Annotated in this window: 15 protein-coding genes and 1 pseudogene; 11 read left to right on the top strand and 5 right to left on the bottom strand. The window is 27.7% G+C overall.

Annotation, left to right across the window (positions count from 1 at the left end):
- Positions 1-412: 412 nt before the first annotated feature.
- Positions 413-613: a hypothetical protein gene (locus CJJ23_RS01265; protein WP_143823599.1), complete on the top strand. Its 201-nt coding sequence runs from the start codon at positions 413-415 to the stop codon at positions 611-613.
- A gap of 337 nt (positions 614-950) precedes the next feature.
- On the opposite strand, the gene pepF is transcribed toward CJJ23_RS01265, so the two are convergent.
- From pepF to ftsY, 5 genes and pseudogenes are all read right to left on the bottom strand, one after another.
- Positions 951-2,780: an oligoendopeptidase F gene (gene pepF, locus CJJ23_RS01260; protein ID WP_095334575.1), complete on the bottom strand. Its 1,830-nt coding sequence runs from the start codon at positions 2,778-2,780 to the stop codon at positions 951-953.
- A gap of 156 nt (positions 2,781-2,936) precedes the next feature.
- The gene (locus CJJ23_RS01255) at positions 2,937-3,494 is read right to left on the bottom strand and encodes a ribosome-recycling factor (protein WP_095334574.1); all 558 of its coding nucleotides are present in this window, start codon (positions 3,492-3,494) and stop codon (positions 2,937-2,939) included.
- 1 nt (position 3,495) lies between these two features.
- Positions 3,496-4,218 (bottom strand): UMP kinase, encoded by a 723-nt coding sequence (gene pyrH, locus CJJ23_RS01250; RefSeq protein WP_095279134.1) that lies wholly within the window; start codon positions 4,216-4,218, stop codon positions 3,496-3,498.
- Positions 4,219-4,311: 93 nt separating this feature from the next.
- Positions 4,312-4,569 (bottom strand): annotated as a pseudogene (locus CJJ23_RS05320) (sigma factor-like helix-turn-helix DNA-binding protein); the annotation flags it as partial.
- Positions 4,570-4,674: 105 nt separating this feature from the next.
- Entirely contained in the window at positions 4,675-5,817 is a 1,143-nt protein-coding gene (ftsY, locus tag CJJ23_RS01240; RefSeq protein ID WP_095334573.1) for a signal recognition particle-docking protein FtsY, read from the bottom strand.
- Between the two features lie 235 nt (positions 5,818-6,052).
- On the opposite strand from ftsY, the gene CJJ23_RS01235 reads away from it, so the two are divergent.
- The 10 genes from CJJ23_RS01235 (at position 6,053) to gatB (ending at position 15,293) form a co-directional block, all read left to right on the top strand.
- The gene (locus CJJ23_RS01235; protein WP_095334572.1) at positions 6,053-7,432 is read left to right on the top strand and encodes a M17 family metallopeptidase; all 1,380 of its coding nucleotides are present in this window, start codon (positions 6,053-6,055) and stop codon (positions 7,430-7,432) included.
- Complete coding sequence (locus tag CJJ23_RS01230; RefSeq protein ID WP_095334571.1) at positions 7,432-8,817, top strand: M17 family metallopeptidase; 1,386 nt, start codon at positions 7,432-7,434, stop codon at positions 8,815-8,817. The genes CJJ23_RS01235 and CJJ23_RS01230 overlap by 1 nt, the downstream gene beginning before the upstream one ends.
- Before the next feature lie 169 nt (positions 8,818-8,986).
- A complete protein-coding gene (locus CJJ23_RS01225) occupies positions 8,987-9,283 on the top strand; it encodes a holo-ACP synthase (RefSeq protein WP_095334570.1) in 297 nt (98 codons plus the stop codon).
- 1 nt (position 9,284) lies between these two features.
- Positions 9,285-10,037 (top strand): lysophospholipid acyltransferase family protein, encoded by a 753-nt coding sequence (locus CJJ23_RS01220; protein ID WP_084232358.1) that lies wholly within the window; start codon positions 9,285-9,287, stop codon positions 10,035-10,037.
- Complete coding sequence (locus CJJ23_RS01215) at positions 10,030-10,788, top strand: segregation/condensation protein A (RefSeq protein ID WP_084232359.1); 759 nt, start codon at positions 10,030-10,032, stop codon at positions 10,786-10,788. The genes CJJ23_RS01220 and CJJ23_RS01215 overlap by 8 nt, the downstream gene beginning before the upstream one ends.
- A complete protein-coding gene (gene scpB / locus CJJ23_RS01210; protein ID WP_084232360.1) occupies positions 10,772-11,383 on the top strand; it encodes an SMC-Scp complex subunit ScpB in 612 nt (203 codons plus the stop codon). Before CJJ23_RS01215 ends, scpB begins: the two co-directional genes overlap by 17 nt.
- Positions 11,383-12,237 carry an RluA family pseudouridine synthase gene (locus CJJ23_RS01205; RefSeq protein ID WP_095334569.1) on the top strand — a complete coding sequence of 285 codons (855 nt, stop codon included), beginning with the start codon at positions 11,383-11,385 and terminating at the stop codon, positions 12,235-12,237. Before scpB ends, CJJ23_RS01205 begins: the two co-directional genes overlap by 1 nt.
- Positions 12,238-12,246: 9 nt before the next feature.
- Entirely contained in the window at positions 12,247-12,558 is a 312-nt protein-coding gene (locus CJJ23_RS01200; protein ID WP_095334568.1) for a hypothetical protein, read from the top strand.
- Entirely contained in the window at positions 12,548-13,876 is a 1,329-nt protein-coding gene (locus tag CJJ23_RS01195) for an amidase family protein (protein WP_095334567.1), read from the top strand. The genes CJJ23_RS01200 and CJJ23_RS01195 overlap by 11 nt, the downstream gene beginning before the upstream one ends.
- On the top strand, positions 13,869-15,293 hold the full coding sequence (gatB, locus tag CJJ23_RS01190) for an Asp-tRNA(Asn)/Glu-tRNA(Gln) amidotransferase subunit GatB (RefSeq protein ID WP_095334566.1): 1,425 nt from the start codon (positions 13,869-13,871) through the stop codon (positions 15,291-15,293). The genes CJJ23_RS01195 and gatB overlap by 8 nt, the downstream gene beginning before the upstream one ends.
- Position 15,294: the final 1 nt, after the last annotated feature.

Raw genomic sequence — 15,294 nt, 5'->3', positions numbered from 1 at the left:
GTATTCTTATTGGGGAAATAAATAGTTATAAATTTTCCCTGTTGCTCATTGTTATAAACTCTTGTTAAAGTAATAAATAAATTTTCATGACTAGAAATAAATTTAAAGGTCAATTTATATTTCAAACAATACAAGTAAACTTTTTTCAATATTTCATCAGAATTTTTTTCAAGTGATGAAATATGTATTTTTCATCCGAAAATTTTTTTATCTGTATAACTAAAAATTTTTGAAGAGCAATAAAAAGAATCATCACATTTAAATTTGTGATGTAACATGTTTAAAAAACTAAAACTTGTTAATCTTTTTACTTTCATAAAAAAGATAATACTAAAAAAAATTATTTTTGCAAAAAATTTTTTTGAAAATTATATAAAATAGTAGCAACTAAATTATGAAAGTAGGTTATTTTATGAACAAAACATTAGAACAATTTGAAGAAGTAACTTTTGATTTCGAAAATGTTTTAAATGCTGAATTTTTAGATGACGATTCATTATTGCAAACTGCAGCGAATGTTAAATGAACAATAATCTGTAGAGTAGTCATTAATGGATCTAGTGTAGAAAATTTTGAAAATTTAGAATTAAATTCTAATCAATTTTCATGATAGTCTGCACTCAAAAAATTTATAAAATCGTTATTTTAAGTTTATTTTCGTATAAATATTAACATGAATAACGTAATTTAGAAGCCAAGCAGCTATTGTTGCTTGTGCTTCTTTTTTTAATTTGTTTTGCGAAAAGCAACATATTTATGGTATAAATTAATTAGCTAACTTCGATGAAGTTGGTTCTAATTCACTGAATTAGACGTCTGCCAAGCCTTAACATTTATTTGTTTATGTAGCTTCTTCAGATGATAATCTCAAAGCACAAGGGAATTTGTGCTTTTTTTATTTCCTGAATCTAAGCAATAAAAAAATATGCCGAATGGCATATTTGATTAAATTATTTTGAATAAACTTTTTTACCTAGTTCAATAAATTTTTCAACTTTATCATTTAGTATTTCAAAAGCTTTTTCATAAATTGCTGAATCATATAGATCAACACCTGCATCTTTTAGGATTTCTGCAGGTCATTTACTTCCACCTTTTGATAAGAAATTATTAATATAAGTTTGTAAAGCTTGTGCCCCTTCATTTTTAAATTTATTAAAGAAGACATTAGCAACTATATAACCAATAGCATACTTATAAACATAGAAGTTATAGTAATAATGTGGAACAATTGCTGAATAAATTGCTTGTTCTTCTACTGGGAAAGGATCTTCAATATCATTTAGTTTATATTTTTCACCTAGTTTTTTGTAGATAGCTTGAATATCTTCAAAACCTGCTAAAGGTGAACGATTATCTACTAATTTATATAGATCGTATTCAAAGTTACTAAAGTGTACTTGTCTAAAAACTGTTCCTTGAAAATCGTTAATTGATTCACTAAGTAAATATAATTTAGTTTGAATATCATCAGTATTTTCATATAGATAATAGTCAAGCATTAACTCGTTAAAAATTGAAGCAATTTCTGCTAAGAAAATAGGGTATGAAGCTAGTGAATAAGGTAAACTTTTATCGCTAAAATATGAATGCATTGAGTGACCTAGTTCATGTGCTAAAGTTTTTACTTCACGTAGTTTTCCGTTGAAGTTCATCATGATATATTTTTTCTCAAGTCCATATGAACCACCGATTGAATAAGCTCCACTTCTTTTATTTTCAACAGGCATATAGTCGATTCAACGTTCTTTGAATGCTTTTTCTAAAACGGAAATATATTCTTCACCAAAAGGCTTCATTGCTTTTAAAATTAATTCTTGTGCTTCTTCAACTGTATATTTATTTTCTACTTCAGCAATAGGCAATAATGTATCTCACATTTTTAATTCTTTATTGTATTTTGATTTAAAAAAATCAGCATATGCTTTTCAATACTTTTGTAAAATAGGTGTATTTTTTTCAACACTTTGATATAGGTTTAAAACTAATCTTTCATCAATTTGATCAGAGAATAAATAAGATTCAACACTAGATTTAAAACCTCTAATTAAACTTTCTGATGAAACTTTTTTAAAGTGTGAAATTAATAATCTTGCAAATGTTTGGCGATGTTTAGCATAACCATGATTATAATTTAATAATGTAGTTCTTCGAATTTCTTCATCTTCATCTTCAAGTAAAGTAGAACGATTTCCTAAAGTAATTTTTACTTTACGTGAACCATCTTTATTTGTTGCAAAACCATAATCAAGTTCTGAATTAGATAAGACACTAAAAATTTCACTTAAATTTGTTTTACCAAATTCTGTATTATTCAAATATTCTTCAACTGAATCAGTTAAACGATATTCTTTATTTTTAATAGTGAATTCTAAAGACTTAGCATAATTTTTTAAACGATCATCTTTAATTCATTCTTTTAATTGATCAGTTTTATCAAGTAATCTTTTTTCTTCATCTCCTCATTGTTCTTTAAATGAATAAAATGAAATAAAGAACTTTTGCTGTAATTTATTAAATTCAGGATCAACTACATTAACTGATAAATTATTACTTATGTAGTTATAAATTCTTTCTCCTAAGATACTTCATTTATCTCATAGTTTGTAATGCTCCACTAAATTATCTAGTGAATCTAAATGTGTATCTCTTTCTTTTAATAAATCTTTTTGAAGTTTTTCTAATTCTTGAAAAAGATCTTCAATTGTTTTATTTTCTAAAATTGTACTCAGATCATATTTGTATTTTTCAGGTACGTCTTCACGTTTTTTATATTGCATATTTTTTTCCTTTTCTTTTTAAAATTTAGTAATTTGATTTTAAATAAATTTTAAATTTAAATAGTATTAATTTTAAATTTTTTATTACTTCAAAAGTAACCTAAAAGTGCCTGTTTATCGGCATAATCATCACTTTTTAAAAATAATTTTTAATGTTTAAACCTTCATTAATTGTGCTTCTTTTTCAGCAGCAATTTGGTTAATTTTACCAGTCATCTTTTCTGTAAAAAGCTGGACATCATTTTTATAATCTTCAACTACATCTTTACTTAAAACATCTGCAGCTTTTGTAATTTTATTATTTGCATTTTGCCTAATTAAACGAATTGCAATTTTTGCTTCTTCAGCAAATTTATGAACAGTTTTAACTAGTTCTTTTTTTCTTTGTGTAGTTAAGGGTTGAAAAGTAATTCTGATTTTATCCCCTTCATTTGAAGGATTAATATCTAAACCACTTTTATTTAAACCGACCATAATGTCTTTGGTAGATGAAACATCAAAAGGTTTAATTAAAAGTTGCATTGCTTCAGGAACTGAAATTGCAGCGATAGTTTCAAGTGGTGTTAATTCATCATAATACATGACTTTAACATTTCTTAATAAAGCAGGGTTGGCTGCTCCTGTAGAAATTTTAGAAAGCTGAATTTCAAAATGTTTTATTTTTTCTTCAGCAGCCATTTCGATTTCTAAACTAATTTCATCAAAATCAAACATCTTATTTTTTATCCTTTACAACGCGTGTTAATTTTATTTCACCTTTAACTGCTTTAATAATTGATTCATCTTCTAATAAATTAAAAACAACTAAATCTAAATTATTATCTCGAGCCATGCTGATTGCAGTTATATCCATTACTTTTAAGTTATCACGAATAACTTGATCATATGTAATGGTGTCATAGTGAATCGCACTTTTATCAATATTAGGGTCTGCACTATAAATACCGTCAACATTATTTTTACCCATTAAAATAGCATCTGCTTTAATTTCACTTGCAAATAATGTTGATGCTGTATCAGTTGTAAAATAAGGTCTACCTGTACCGCCTGCAAAAATTACAATTTCATTATTTTCCAAATATTTAATTGATTTTTCATTAATGTAATTTTCGGCTACACGTGAATCAATATTTAAAGAAGATTGTACACGTGCTTTTAAACCTTGTTGTTCAAAACCTGATTGTAATGCCAAAGCATTCATAACAGTTGCTAACATTCCGATATAATCAGCTCGGTTACGTGGGATACCGTTTTTTTCAGCACTAGCGCCTCTTCAGAAGTTGCCACCTCCAATTACAACTGAAACTTGAATGTCTTCATCAACTAGTTGTTTAAGTTGCAAGGCAATTTTTTTAACTAATTTATAGTCAATTTGCAAACTCTGTTCTTTATTGGCTAATGCTTCACCAGATAATTTTATTAATATACGCTTATACATAAAATGCTTTCCTATTTTTGAATCTAGATGATTACTTGATGTTTGATTTTCTTGCTCTTTATTAAAAGTTGCTTCGCTATCTTTAATTGCTGTTTCAATTTCAATTAATCTAGCAAGACCTTTTTTATAAGCATCAGCAACTGCTGCTTTAGAAATATTTAATTCATCAGCAACTTCTGAATAAGAAAAATCTTCAAATAAAATTAGTGTTAAGATATTTTGCTGTGATTTTGAAAGTAGCTTATGATACTTTTCAAAAAGACTTCTTTGAATATCTTCATCCTGAAAATTACTATCTTTTCTGACTAAAGTAGTTTTAGTTTTTGATAATTTAGAATTTTCTGTTTTCATCAAGTCTCCACTGTTATTTATTTTATACATAATAGTTTTAAAAATTACAAAAAAGCCACTGTTTTAAAATCAAAAATTACAAGCAAGATTTGCTTGTAAAAAATTTTAAGTTAAATCACTAGTTTCGATTACATCTTTTGCCATTGCGTAGATGAATTTATCTAGATCAAACTCTGTTAGGTCATCAATTTTTTCACCAACACCAATAAATTTGACATGAATATCAAATTCATCTTTAATTGTTAAAACAATTCCACCTTTAGATGTTCCATCCATTTTAGTTAAAATAATACCACTTAATTTAGTAACTTCTTTAAACGCTTTTGCCTGACTAATACCATTTTGTCCTGTTGTTGCATCAAGCACTAAAAGTGCTTCATCAATTTCGCGCTCAATAAATTTTTCCACTATACGATTTAGTTTTTCAAGTTCATTCATTAGGTTCACTTTATTTTGTAAACGCCCTGCTGTATCGATAATAACTAAGTCATAGTTTTCTTTTTTGGCTTTTTCTAAAGTTTCGTAAACTACAGAAGCAGGATCTTGATTTTCCTTTTTTGCAGTTACAATGTCTGCTCCCACTCTTTTTGCTCAGATGCTTAGTTGCTCAGCAGCTGCCGCTCTAAAAGTATCAGCAGCAGCGATTAAAACTTTTTTGTTTTGCTTAATAAATTTAGCAGCAATTTTAGCAATTGAAGTAGTTTTACCACTACCATTAACTCCGACCATCATAAAAACATTTAAGCGACCATCTTGAAAATTTAATTCAGTTGATAAATTATCTTGATTAGCATAAAGTAAAAACATCTTATCGACAATAATTTCAGAAATTAAATTTTTATCACTAATACCTTGTCTTTTAATTGTTTCTTTAATTTCGTGAATAATTACATTTGTCAGTTTTAAACTAACATCTGACATAATTAAAATTTCTTCTAAACTTTCAAAATAAGTTTCATCAATTTTAATTGTTGAAGCATTTAGATCTAATAAGGCTTTAGAAAAATTGCTATTTGATTTTGCTAAACCTGTAACAAATTTTTCTACTTTAGTTGCTTTTTCAATTTCAACTAATTTAGTTTGTTCAATTTTTGCTTCAACTTCTTGAAGTTTTTTAATTTCTTTTGTTTCAGCTTCAGTTAATTTCTTTGCTTTTTTTTCTTCTAGTTTATCTTCTTTTTCTAGTTTTTTTTCATCATCAGTTTTGATGCGAAAAATTTTTTCTTTTAACTTTTTAAAAAATCCCATTGCTACCTCTTTTGGCTAGTTAGTTTTACTGTTGACAATTTTAAAATAATTTAAAATTGTCTTAAATTAGTTTTTAAACTCTTATTAATAAGATAGCATAAAGCAATTAATTTTGCTTGTTTTAATACTTAATTTCTAGGCAGAAAAACCTTCAATTAAATAAATCTAATTTAGTACAAATTTAATATAATTAAAAATAATTAAAATTATTTAAAACTTTAGAAAGAGAAATTAAATGGAATTATATTCAGATAAATTAAATGCAAGTTTAGTTCTAAAAGCTGCTTATAAAAATGACCTAGTAAAAACTAATTTAGTTGAAACAGATGGTTATGTAACAGAATATTTAGATGAAAACATTGCTTATTTATATTTAAGTGACAAAGAAAAAACTACAGCTAAACAAGTGGCTGATTTTGTCCATGCTTATCTACTTAAAAATCGTTATGATTTTCAAGTAGATATCGCAAGTTTTACTCCATATGTAAAAGATGAAAATGCTGAAAAAGAATTATTAAAAGAAATCTTTTTAGCACTTGATCATGATGGAACAGAAATTTATAATGCTAAATCATTATTTAAAAAATCTTATGTAAAGGCTTCAGTATATTTAAAAAATATTGTTGATTACAAAGAAAAATTATTAGTTTGAGCAAAGTTCAAGCACTTAAAAAACTTTACAAAAAGATTACAAAACTTTCCACCAAATATTGCTAACAGTGAATGAATTGCTGATCAAATTGTAGCTGAAGCACAAAAACACGCAAAAGTTGATGTCAAAGTTTTAGGTCGCCAAGAAGCAATTAAAAATAACATGAGTCTTTATTTATCAGTAAATAAAGGAAGCATGTTCGAACCTCGTGTTGTTGTTTTAACTTATTTAGGTAACCCTGAATCAAAAGAAAAAATTGCCATCGTAGGTAAAGGAATTACCTTCGATAGTGGTGGTTATAACTTAAAACCTGATAAGTACATGAACGGCATGAAATTTGATATGTCAGGAGCAGCCATTGCTTGTTCAACAATCATGGCGCTTAGTGAAACTAATGCTAAAGTTAACGCTGTTGCAGTTGCAATGCTAACTGATAATAGAATTAATGGAGATGCTTCATTACCTGATTCAATCGTTACTTCAATGAGCGGAATTACTGTTGAAATCAACAATACAGATGCTGAAGGACGTTTAGTTTTAGCAGATGGATTGACTTATGCAATCGAAAAAGAAAAAGCAACTGAAGTAATCGACATCGCAACTTTAACAGGAGCAATTCTTTATACATTCGGTAGAGAATACACAGGTGTATGATCTTCAAATACAGAAAATTATAAATTACTTGCTAAAGCAACCAAAAAAGCACATGAAAAAGTTTGAAGAATGCCACTTCATGATAATTACTTAATTAACATGAAAGGTTCAAAACTAGCGGATTTATATAACACTGACTATTCAGGGCTAGGTGGATCAAATTCTGCAGCAATTTTCTTAAGACAATTTGCTAAAAATGTTTCATTCATGCACTTAGATATTGCAGGGACAGCAGATAAAGGTGACCTAGGAACAGCAGCGATGATGCGACCTCTATTTTACTACTTAAAAGCAAAAGGAGCTAACTAATGATTTTACAAAGACATTCTAAAGAACGTGATGAAAACGTTTTATTAATTGCTGCTTTTGAAGATGATCATTTACCTGCAAAAGTTGTTAAACGTGAAGGTGTTATTACTGAATTTTTAGCAGCAAATAACGCTTATTTATATGTAGGTAAAAGAGGAGAATTTGATTTTTTCAAACTTGAAAAAACCTTCTTAAAACTATATTCATTATTAAGCCGTAAATATCAAATTGATGTTGCTTCTTTTGTTACTAATGAAGTTAGCTTAATTGATGTTTATCAAGAAGCAGTTTTAACTTATGCTTACACTAAAGGTAAACTATGATCAAAACGTAAAGTTGATGAAAAGGCACTAGCAAATGAAAATAAATACGAACCTACTTTATTAATTAAAACAGAAGATAATTTAGATGATGTTTATGCAGAAGCAGTGCGTTTATCTCATGCTAGACACCATACACGTAACTTCCAAGAAACACCACCTAACGTTGCAAACAGTGAATACTTAGCAGAGCAATACAAAACTTGAGCACAAAATGCAGGTTATAATTTGGAAGTTAAAGTACTTGATAAAGCAGAAATCAAAGCACAAGATATGAACCTATTACTAGCAGTTAATCAAGGTTCAATGTATGAACCACGTGTTGTCGTAGTTGAATACAAAGGTAATCCTGAATCAGAAGAAAAACAAGTAATTGTTGGTAAAGGAATTACCTTCGATAGTGGTGGCTATAACCTAAAGCCTAGTGGTTACATTAAGAACATGAAATACGATATGTCAGGTTCAGCAATTGCTTTATTTTCAGTAATTGCTGCTTCAAGATTGAAGTTAAATAAAAACTTTGCAGCAGTGTTACCTTTAACAGATAACCGCTTGGCAAATGATGCGATGTTACCTGATTCAGTCGTTGTTTCTAAGTCAGGAATTTCTGTTGAAATTACTAATACAGATGCTGAAGGACGTTTAATTTTAGCAGATGCAATTACTTATGCAATTGAAGAATTAAAAGCAACTGAAATTGTTGATGTAGCAACTTTAACAGGTGCTATTAAAGTTGCACTAGGTGATACTTACACTGGATTTTTTGCTAGTGAAAAATCACTTTCAAAAACCTTTGCTAAAGCAGCAAAAGAAATTCGTGAAATGGTTTGAGAATTACCTCTCGATGATGTCTTTTTCAAAGATACTAAAAAATCAACTGTGGCTGATTTAGTTAACTCAGATGCAACCTACATGGGTGGTTCAATTTCAGCAGCATTATTCGTTCATGAATTTGCTAAAAAAGTAAAACACATTCATATTGATATTGCAGGTACTGGTAAAAAAGGAAATGATTTTACTGGTGTCATGGTAAAAACAATTTACAACTATTTAAAAATTAGTTAAACCAAAATATTAAATTTATAGACAGTTTTATGACTGTCTATTTTTTAATTTTTATCAACCTAAAAATTAAAAAGATAAGGCAATTTTTTAGAATTTTCTTGCTCAAAAAAGCAATTTAAATTCTTATTTAATACATTATTAAATAATTAAAAAAATGTATAATTTTTATATGCTTGGCATTGATTTAACAAATGTAAAACGCTTTGAAAATATTGGTTTAAAATTTGCTCAACGAATTTTATCTAAGAGAGAATATGAAGAGTTTTTAATCAGTGAAAATCAACCTTTATTTTTAGCAAGAACTTGAGCAATCAAAGAAGCTATTTATAAAGCAGATAACAATTATTTTTCTTTTAAAGAAATTGAACTTGTTAAAAAAAATAAGCAATGAACATTTCCAGGGTTTGCAATTTCAATTTCACATGAAGATAATTATGTGATCGCAATTGCCTTAAAAAAGGAGTAATATGCCCCCATACTTAAAATTGATTTTTTATTCACCATGAATTCTAGTTAGCATGATCAAAATTGCGCTAACAGCCCGTAAACACCGACGTTTTCCTGATGCTTTGCCTAATCAAAAACGTAATGATTTAATTTTAAAAACAGCAAGTAAAGTTTTAAAAATTTATAATATTAATGTAGTCATCAAAGGCAAGGAAAACCTAGTTAAAGCACCATCTTTAATTATTGCAAACCACGTTAATAATGTTGATGTCTTAGCAATCTTAAAAGCGATGATGAAAGATACACATGATAAATCAGTTGATCATAATTTAGTTTCTTTTGTTTCAAAAATTGAACTTCAAAGAAAATCTTTAATTAGAAATTCGGTCAAATTATTAGATGGTCAATTCATCGATCGTGATAAGTATTTAGATGCTTGAAAAAAAGTTAAGGCATTTGGTGAAATGATCAAATCAGAAAGAAAAATTGGAGTTATCTTTCCAGAAGGAACACGTAGTAAAGATGGACAAATAGGTGAGTTTAAAAAAGGTGCTTTTAGGATCGCAAAGATGAACTTATTACCAATCATTCCAACTACTATAAATTATAGTAATGTTGGCCTTGATGCAAAGAATAAAAAAGCCACGGTTGAAATAATTTTTGCAAAACCAATTCGCAGTGATGCCATCATGACTCTTAGTGATGATGACTTAATGAAAAACACTAGAGCAGTAATTGTTTCAAACTTTATAACAGGAGACAAACATGAGTAACGAATTAGAAAAACCAACTGAATATGTTTTTGATATAGGAAATTATAGTGGTTCACTTGATCTACTTTTTTCGCTTGTTAAAGATAAAAAAGTAGATATTCAAGAAATAAATTTAATTGAATTAGCTGAACAATATTTAGCAATTATTCATAATTTACAAGAACAACAAATTGACCTTGCAAGTGATTATTTATTAATGGCTGCAACACTTTTACAAATTAAAGCAGCCTTAATTTTAAACCCTAAAGATCTACCTGAAGAAGTCGAAATTGATCGACAAAAAATTCTTCAAAGATTAGCTGAATATAAAGCCTTTCAAGAAGTAATTGAAGACTTAAAATTGAAAGAAATTAATCGTAAAGCAATCTTTATTAAAAAACAAGATAACATTCAAGAATTCGAATTAGAAAAAGATGAAACCTTATTAGATGGACATTCATCTCCAGTACAAATTGCGATTGTTTTAAGACAGATGTTTGAAAGAAATTTTGCAGTTAAATTAAGACAAGCAAAATTTGAAAATTTTAAATTAACACCATCTGATCAAATAATTTATATTAAGAAATTATTTTTAGAAAAAGGTGAATTAACTTTTGAAGAAATTTTTAATCTACCTTCATTAAGCCATTTTGTAATTACTTTAATGGCTGTTCTAGATTTATCTAGAAGACAAGAAATTGTTCTAAGACAAGATGAACAATTTGGAAAAATCTACATTTCAAAAGGAGAAGCATATGAACAACTACAGTAGAATTATCGAGGCTCTTGCCTATGTACAAGGTGAAGAAGGTGTATCAGTTGAACAAGTTAAAAAAGTTTTAAACTTTGATTCAACAACTGATGATGAAGATCAATTCAACACAAAAGAAGCCTTAAAATTATTAAGAGATTTTAAAGAACAATATAACGCTTTAAATTTAGGAACAAAAGTTTTTGAATTTAACGAAGTTTTTAAAATTGCTACAGCAGAAAGCATGAAAGATTATATTGGTAAGTTAGTAAGTTTTAACAACGCTCAAAAACTATCAAAAGCAGCTTTAGAAACAGTCGGAATTGTTGCTTATAAACAACCAGTTACTCGCTCATTAGTATCTGAAATTAGAGGGGTTTCTTCTGATCAAGTTTTCAATACTTTATTAGTTAAAGGTTTAATTGAAGAAGTTGGAATCGCTTCAACTCCAGGTAATCCAATTTTATATGGTGTTACAAATCGTTTTTATGATTATTTCAAAATTAAATCATTACACGATTTACCACGTTTACAAGAGTTTGAATTTTTAGATGTTGAGATGGATAATACTCAAGAAAGCAATTTCTCACTATATCAATCTCAAAGAGAAGAATAGTGTTTACGATTAATGCAACCTCAAATGATCAAGGCAGAATCCTTTTTAAAGTTGTTAAAGAATATTTAAATAATGTCCCTATTTCACGAATTGAAAAACTTTTTCGTGAAAAAGATATTAAAGTCAATGGCATTAGAACAAATGATAAAAAACTTTCAGTTTCTGAAGGTGATTTGATTTTAATATATGGCATTGAAGCAGGTAAAAAAAGACAAGCCTTTATCAAAAACGTTGAAGTTAAATTCAACGTTATTTTTGAAGATGAAAGTATTTTAATTGTTAATAAGCCTTATAACGTAGACATGCACGATAGCACTAATTCACTTGATAATCAAGTTTTGAAATATTTAAAATTTGTCAAAATAGATAGTTTTGTGCCTTCATCAATAGGCCGCCTTGACAAAAAAACAACAGGTTTAGTTTGTTATGCAAAAAGTTATAATGCTTTAAGAACATTAAAACAACAAGAAAACATTAAAAAAGTTTATCTTTATAAATCAAATATTCCTTTCTTAGAAGAAGGTGAAACTAAGACAGTTACGTTTCATCATTTTTATAATCCTGAAAGACAGCGAGCAGAATTATTTAATGAAGCAAAAGACAATACTAAAGAAGCAATTACTATTTTATATGATAAAGCACCTCATCATTATGCTGAATTAGTGACAGGTAGAAAACATCAAATTAGAGTTACCTTATCAAAACTTGGTTACCCAATTTTTGGTGATGTTAACTACGGTGGTAAAAAAGATAAACGTGTTTATTTACATTCACACATAATTAAATTTCATGATTTAAAAGATGAATTAGAATATTTAAATGATTTGGAATTTATTGATTTTCCAAAATGATAAAAGGTAAAAATGAAAAAAGATAGCAGCAAAATTTTACAACATACAGCACATGTAGCTCACTTTAAAACAAATGATAAAACATTAAAATCCATCATGGTTGAATATGATGAGATTTTTAATAATCTAGAAAACATGGCAGATGACATTTCTGATTTTCCAAGAAAGCAAGAATTGTTAGCTCCAGAAATTAATTTTGAAGACTTAAGAGAAGATGAAATTGATACATCTAATTTATTAAAAAAAGAACAAGTTTTTGAAAATGCATATGACCATGAAAATGGTTTTTTAGTTCTTCCAAAAGGACAAAATGATGAAGAATAATTTAACAGTTTTAGGTGATTTTGATAAGGCATATAAATTATTAAAAGATGATCAAAATAATGTGGTTTCAGTGCTTGCAAAAAATGAAAAAAATCTAAAATCAGGCTTATTAGAAAAAGCTGTTTTTACATTAAAAGATAACTATGCAACTGCTGAATATATTACCCAATCAAGTAGCAAAACTTTAAATGGTTTTAAGCCTTTTTATAATGCAGAAATTTACGATCTTTTAATTAATCAAGGTGCTTCTTTAGTAGCTAAAGTTCATGCTGATGAATTTGGTTTAGGAGGCAGTGGTTTATTCAGTGGATATGGAATAATTAAACATCCTCAAGATGATAAAAGAATTATAGGTGGATCTTCATCAGGATCAGTTGCTTCCATGTATTGTGATGTCTCTTTTAGCATTGGATCAGATACAGGAGATAGTGTTCGTAACCCTGCAGGTTATAATGGTTTTGTAGGTTTTAAACCAACATATGGAGCAGTATCTCGTTATGGTCTTTTTGCTTATGCATCAAGCATGGATACAGTTGCCTATTTTACTCATAATGTAAATGATGCTTTTGTTTTATCTAAAGTTTTATTTAAAAAAGACAACAAAGATATGACTTCAATTAAGGTTAATTTAGATGAGCGAATTAATGCCCAAAAGCCCCTAAAACTGGGTTTTTTAGGTAATTTAAATTATTTACAAAAAGACATTAAAAATAATTATTTAGAGTTATCTGAAAAACTAAAAAAAGAAAATATAGAAATTGAATTTTTAGATTTAGATGAAAAACTTTTAAATCATATTAAAACAGTTTATGATGTTCTTTCATATTCTGAAGCAACAAGTAATTTAGCTAATATTAAAGGTTTACAATTTGGAAATAAAACTAAAGGAAAAAACTGAGAAGAAATTGTTACAAATTCTCGTAGTGATTTTTTTGGTGAAATGGTTCAAAGAAGATTAACTTTAGGGAGTCTATTTTTAAGTGTTGATCATATTAATGATGTCTTTTATAATGCTCAAAAAATGAGACAAAAAATTACTGAATATATGAGCACAAAATTAAAAGATTATGACGCTTTTGTTTACCCTGCTTCAGATGATGTTGCACCGTTAATTGAAGGTGAAAGTAAGAAACCAAATTTTATGCAATGAATTCTTACAAATGCTAATTTATCAGGTGTTCCTTCAATTGTAATTCCATGAATTAAAGTTAATAATTTACCAGTTGGTTTAGCGATCGATACTAAGTTAAAAGAAGATCAAAAACTATTAAATATTGCATTATATTTTGAACAATTTTTAGGAGCAAAAAGTGAGTAATTTTGAAGTTATAATTGGTGTTGAAATCCATATTGAATTAAACACAAAAACAAAAATGTTCTCGCCTGCACCTAATAGATTCAATGATGAACCAAACACAAATGTTCATCCAATTGATTTAGCTTATCCAGGAACTTTACCTCTTGTAAATAAACAAGCAATTGTTAAAGCAATTAAATTAGCAAAAGCATTAAAAATGGAAATTGATCCTCTTGTTAGACTTGATAGAAAAAATTATTTTTATCCAGACCTACCAAAGGGTTATCAAATTACTCAGCAGTTTCATCCGATTGCACAAAACGGTTCATTACTAATTAATGTTAATGGTCAAGAAAAAAATATTGAAATTGAAAGATTTCATTTAGAAGAAGATACTGCAAAACAAACAATTACTGATACACAAATTCTGCACGATTTTAATCGTTCAGGTGTACCTTTAATTGAAATTGTAACTAAGCCAATTATCAGAAGTGCTGATGAAGCAATTGCTTATATTGATACAATTCGTAAGATTGCACTTGCTTTAGATATTTCTGAAGCAAGAATGGATCGTGGTGGGTTAAGAGCAGATATTAATATTAGTTTAAGACCTTATGGATATCAAGGTTACGGAAATCGTGTTGAAATTAAAAACTTAAATTCTTTGAGTAATGTCAAAAAAGCAATTGATTTAGAAATTCAAAATCAAACTAAAACTTATTTAGAAAATAAGAGTGTTGATCAAGTTACAAAACGTTTTGATGAATCAAAACAAGAAGTTATTACTATGAGAGCAAAAAGCGATGCGATTGACTATCGCTACTTTAGAGATCCAAATATTCCAACTATTAAAATTTCTCAGAGCACAATTGATAGTATTAAAATTAATGAATTGCCTTGAGAAAAACAAGCAAGGTATGAAAGAGAAAAATTAAATCAAATTCAAATTACTGCACTTGTTAATGACTTAAAATTAGCAACTTATTTTGACAGCATAAAGTACTCAGAAAGAGATAAATTAGCAAATTTATTTTTTTCTGAAGTTGTTTCTCTCGCCAATAAAACACAAAAACATGTGGTTGACTTAGGTATCAAAATACCTGTTCTTGAAGACCTTCTAAAAAGATTAACAAATGAAGAAATATCTGCAAAACACTTTAAAGCAATAGTGCCTTTATTAGTTAACAGTGCAGATAATTTAGATGAAATAATTAAAGGCAATAATTATTTTCTAATTAAAGATGAAAAAATTCTTGAATCTTATTTACTAGAATTAATGAAGCAAAATGAGAAAGTCGTTAATGAATATTTAGAAAAACCAGAGAAAGTAAATAAATTACTTCTTGGTTTACTAATGAAAAAAACCTCTACTCAAGCTCACCCAATAATTAGTAGTAAAATTTTGGAGAAATTGTTAAAATTAAAATTTGGTAAGTAAT

It is taken from the genome of Mycoplasmopsis agassizii (genome assembly GCF_002276225.1).
GTDB classification, from domain to species: domain Bacteria; phylum Bacillota_I; class Bacilli_A; order Mycoplasmatales; family Metamycoplasmataceae; genus Mycoplasmopsis_B; species Mycoplasmopsis_B agassizii_A.
This window is presented reverse-complemented; position numbering and strand designations above follow the sequence as displayed.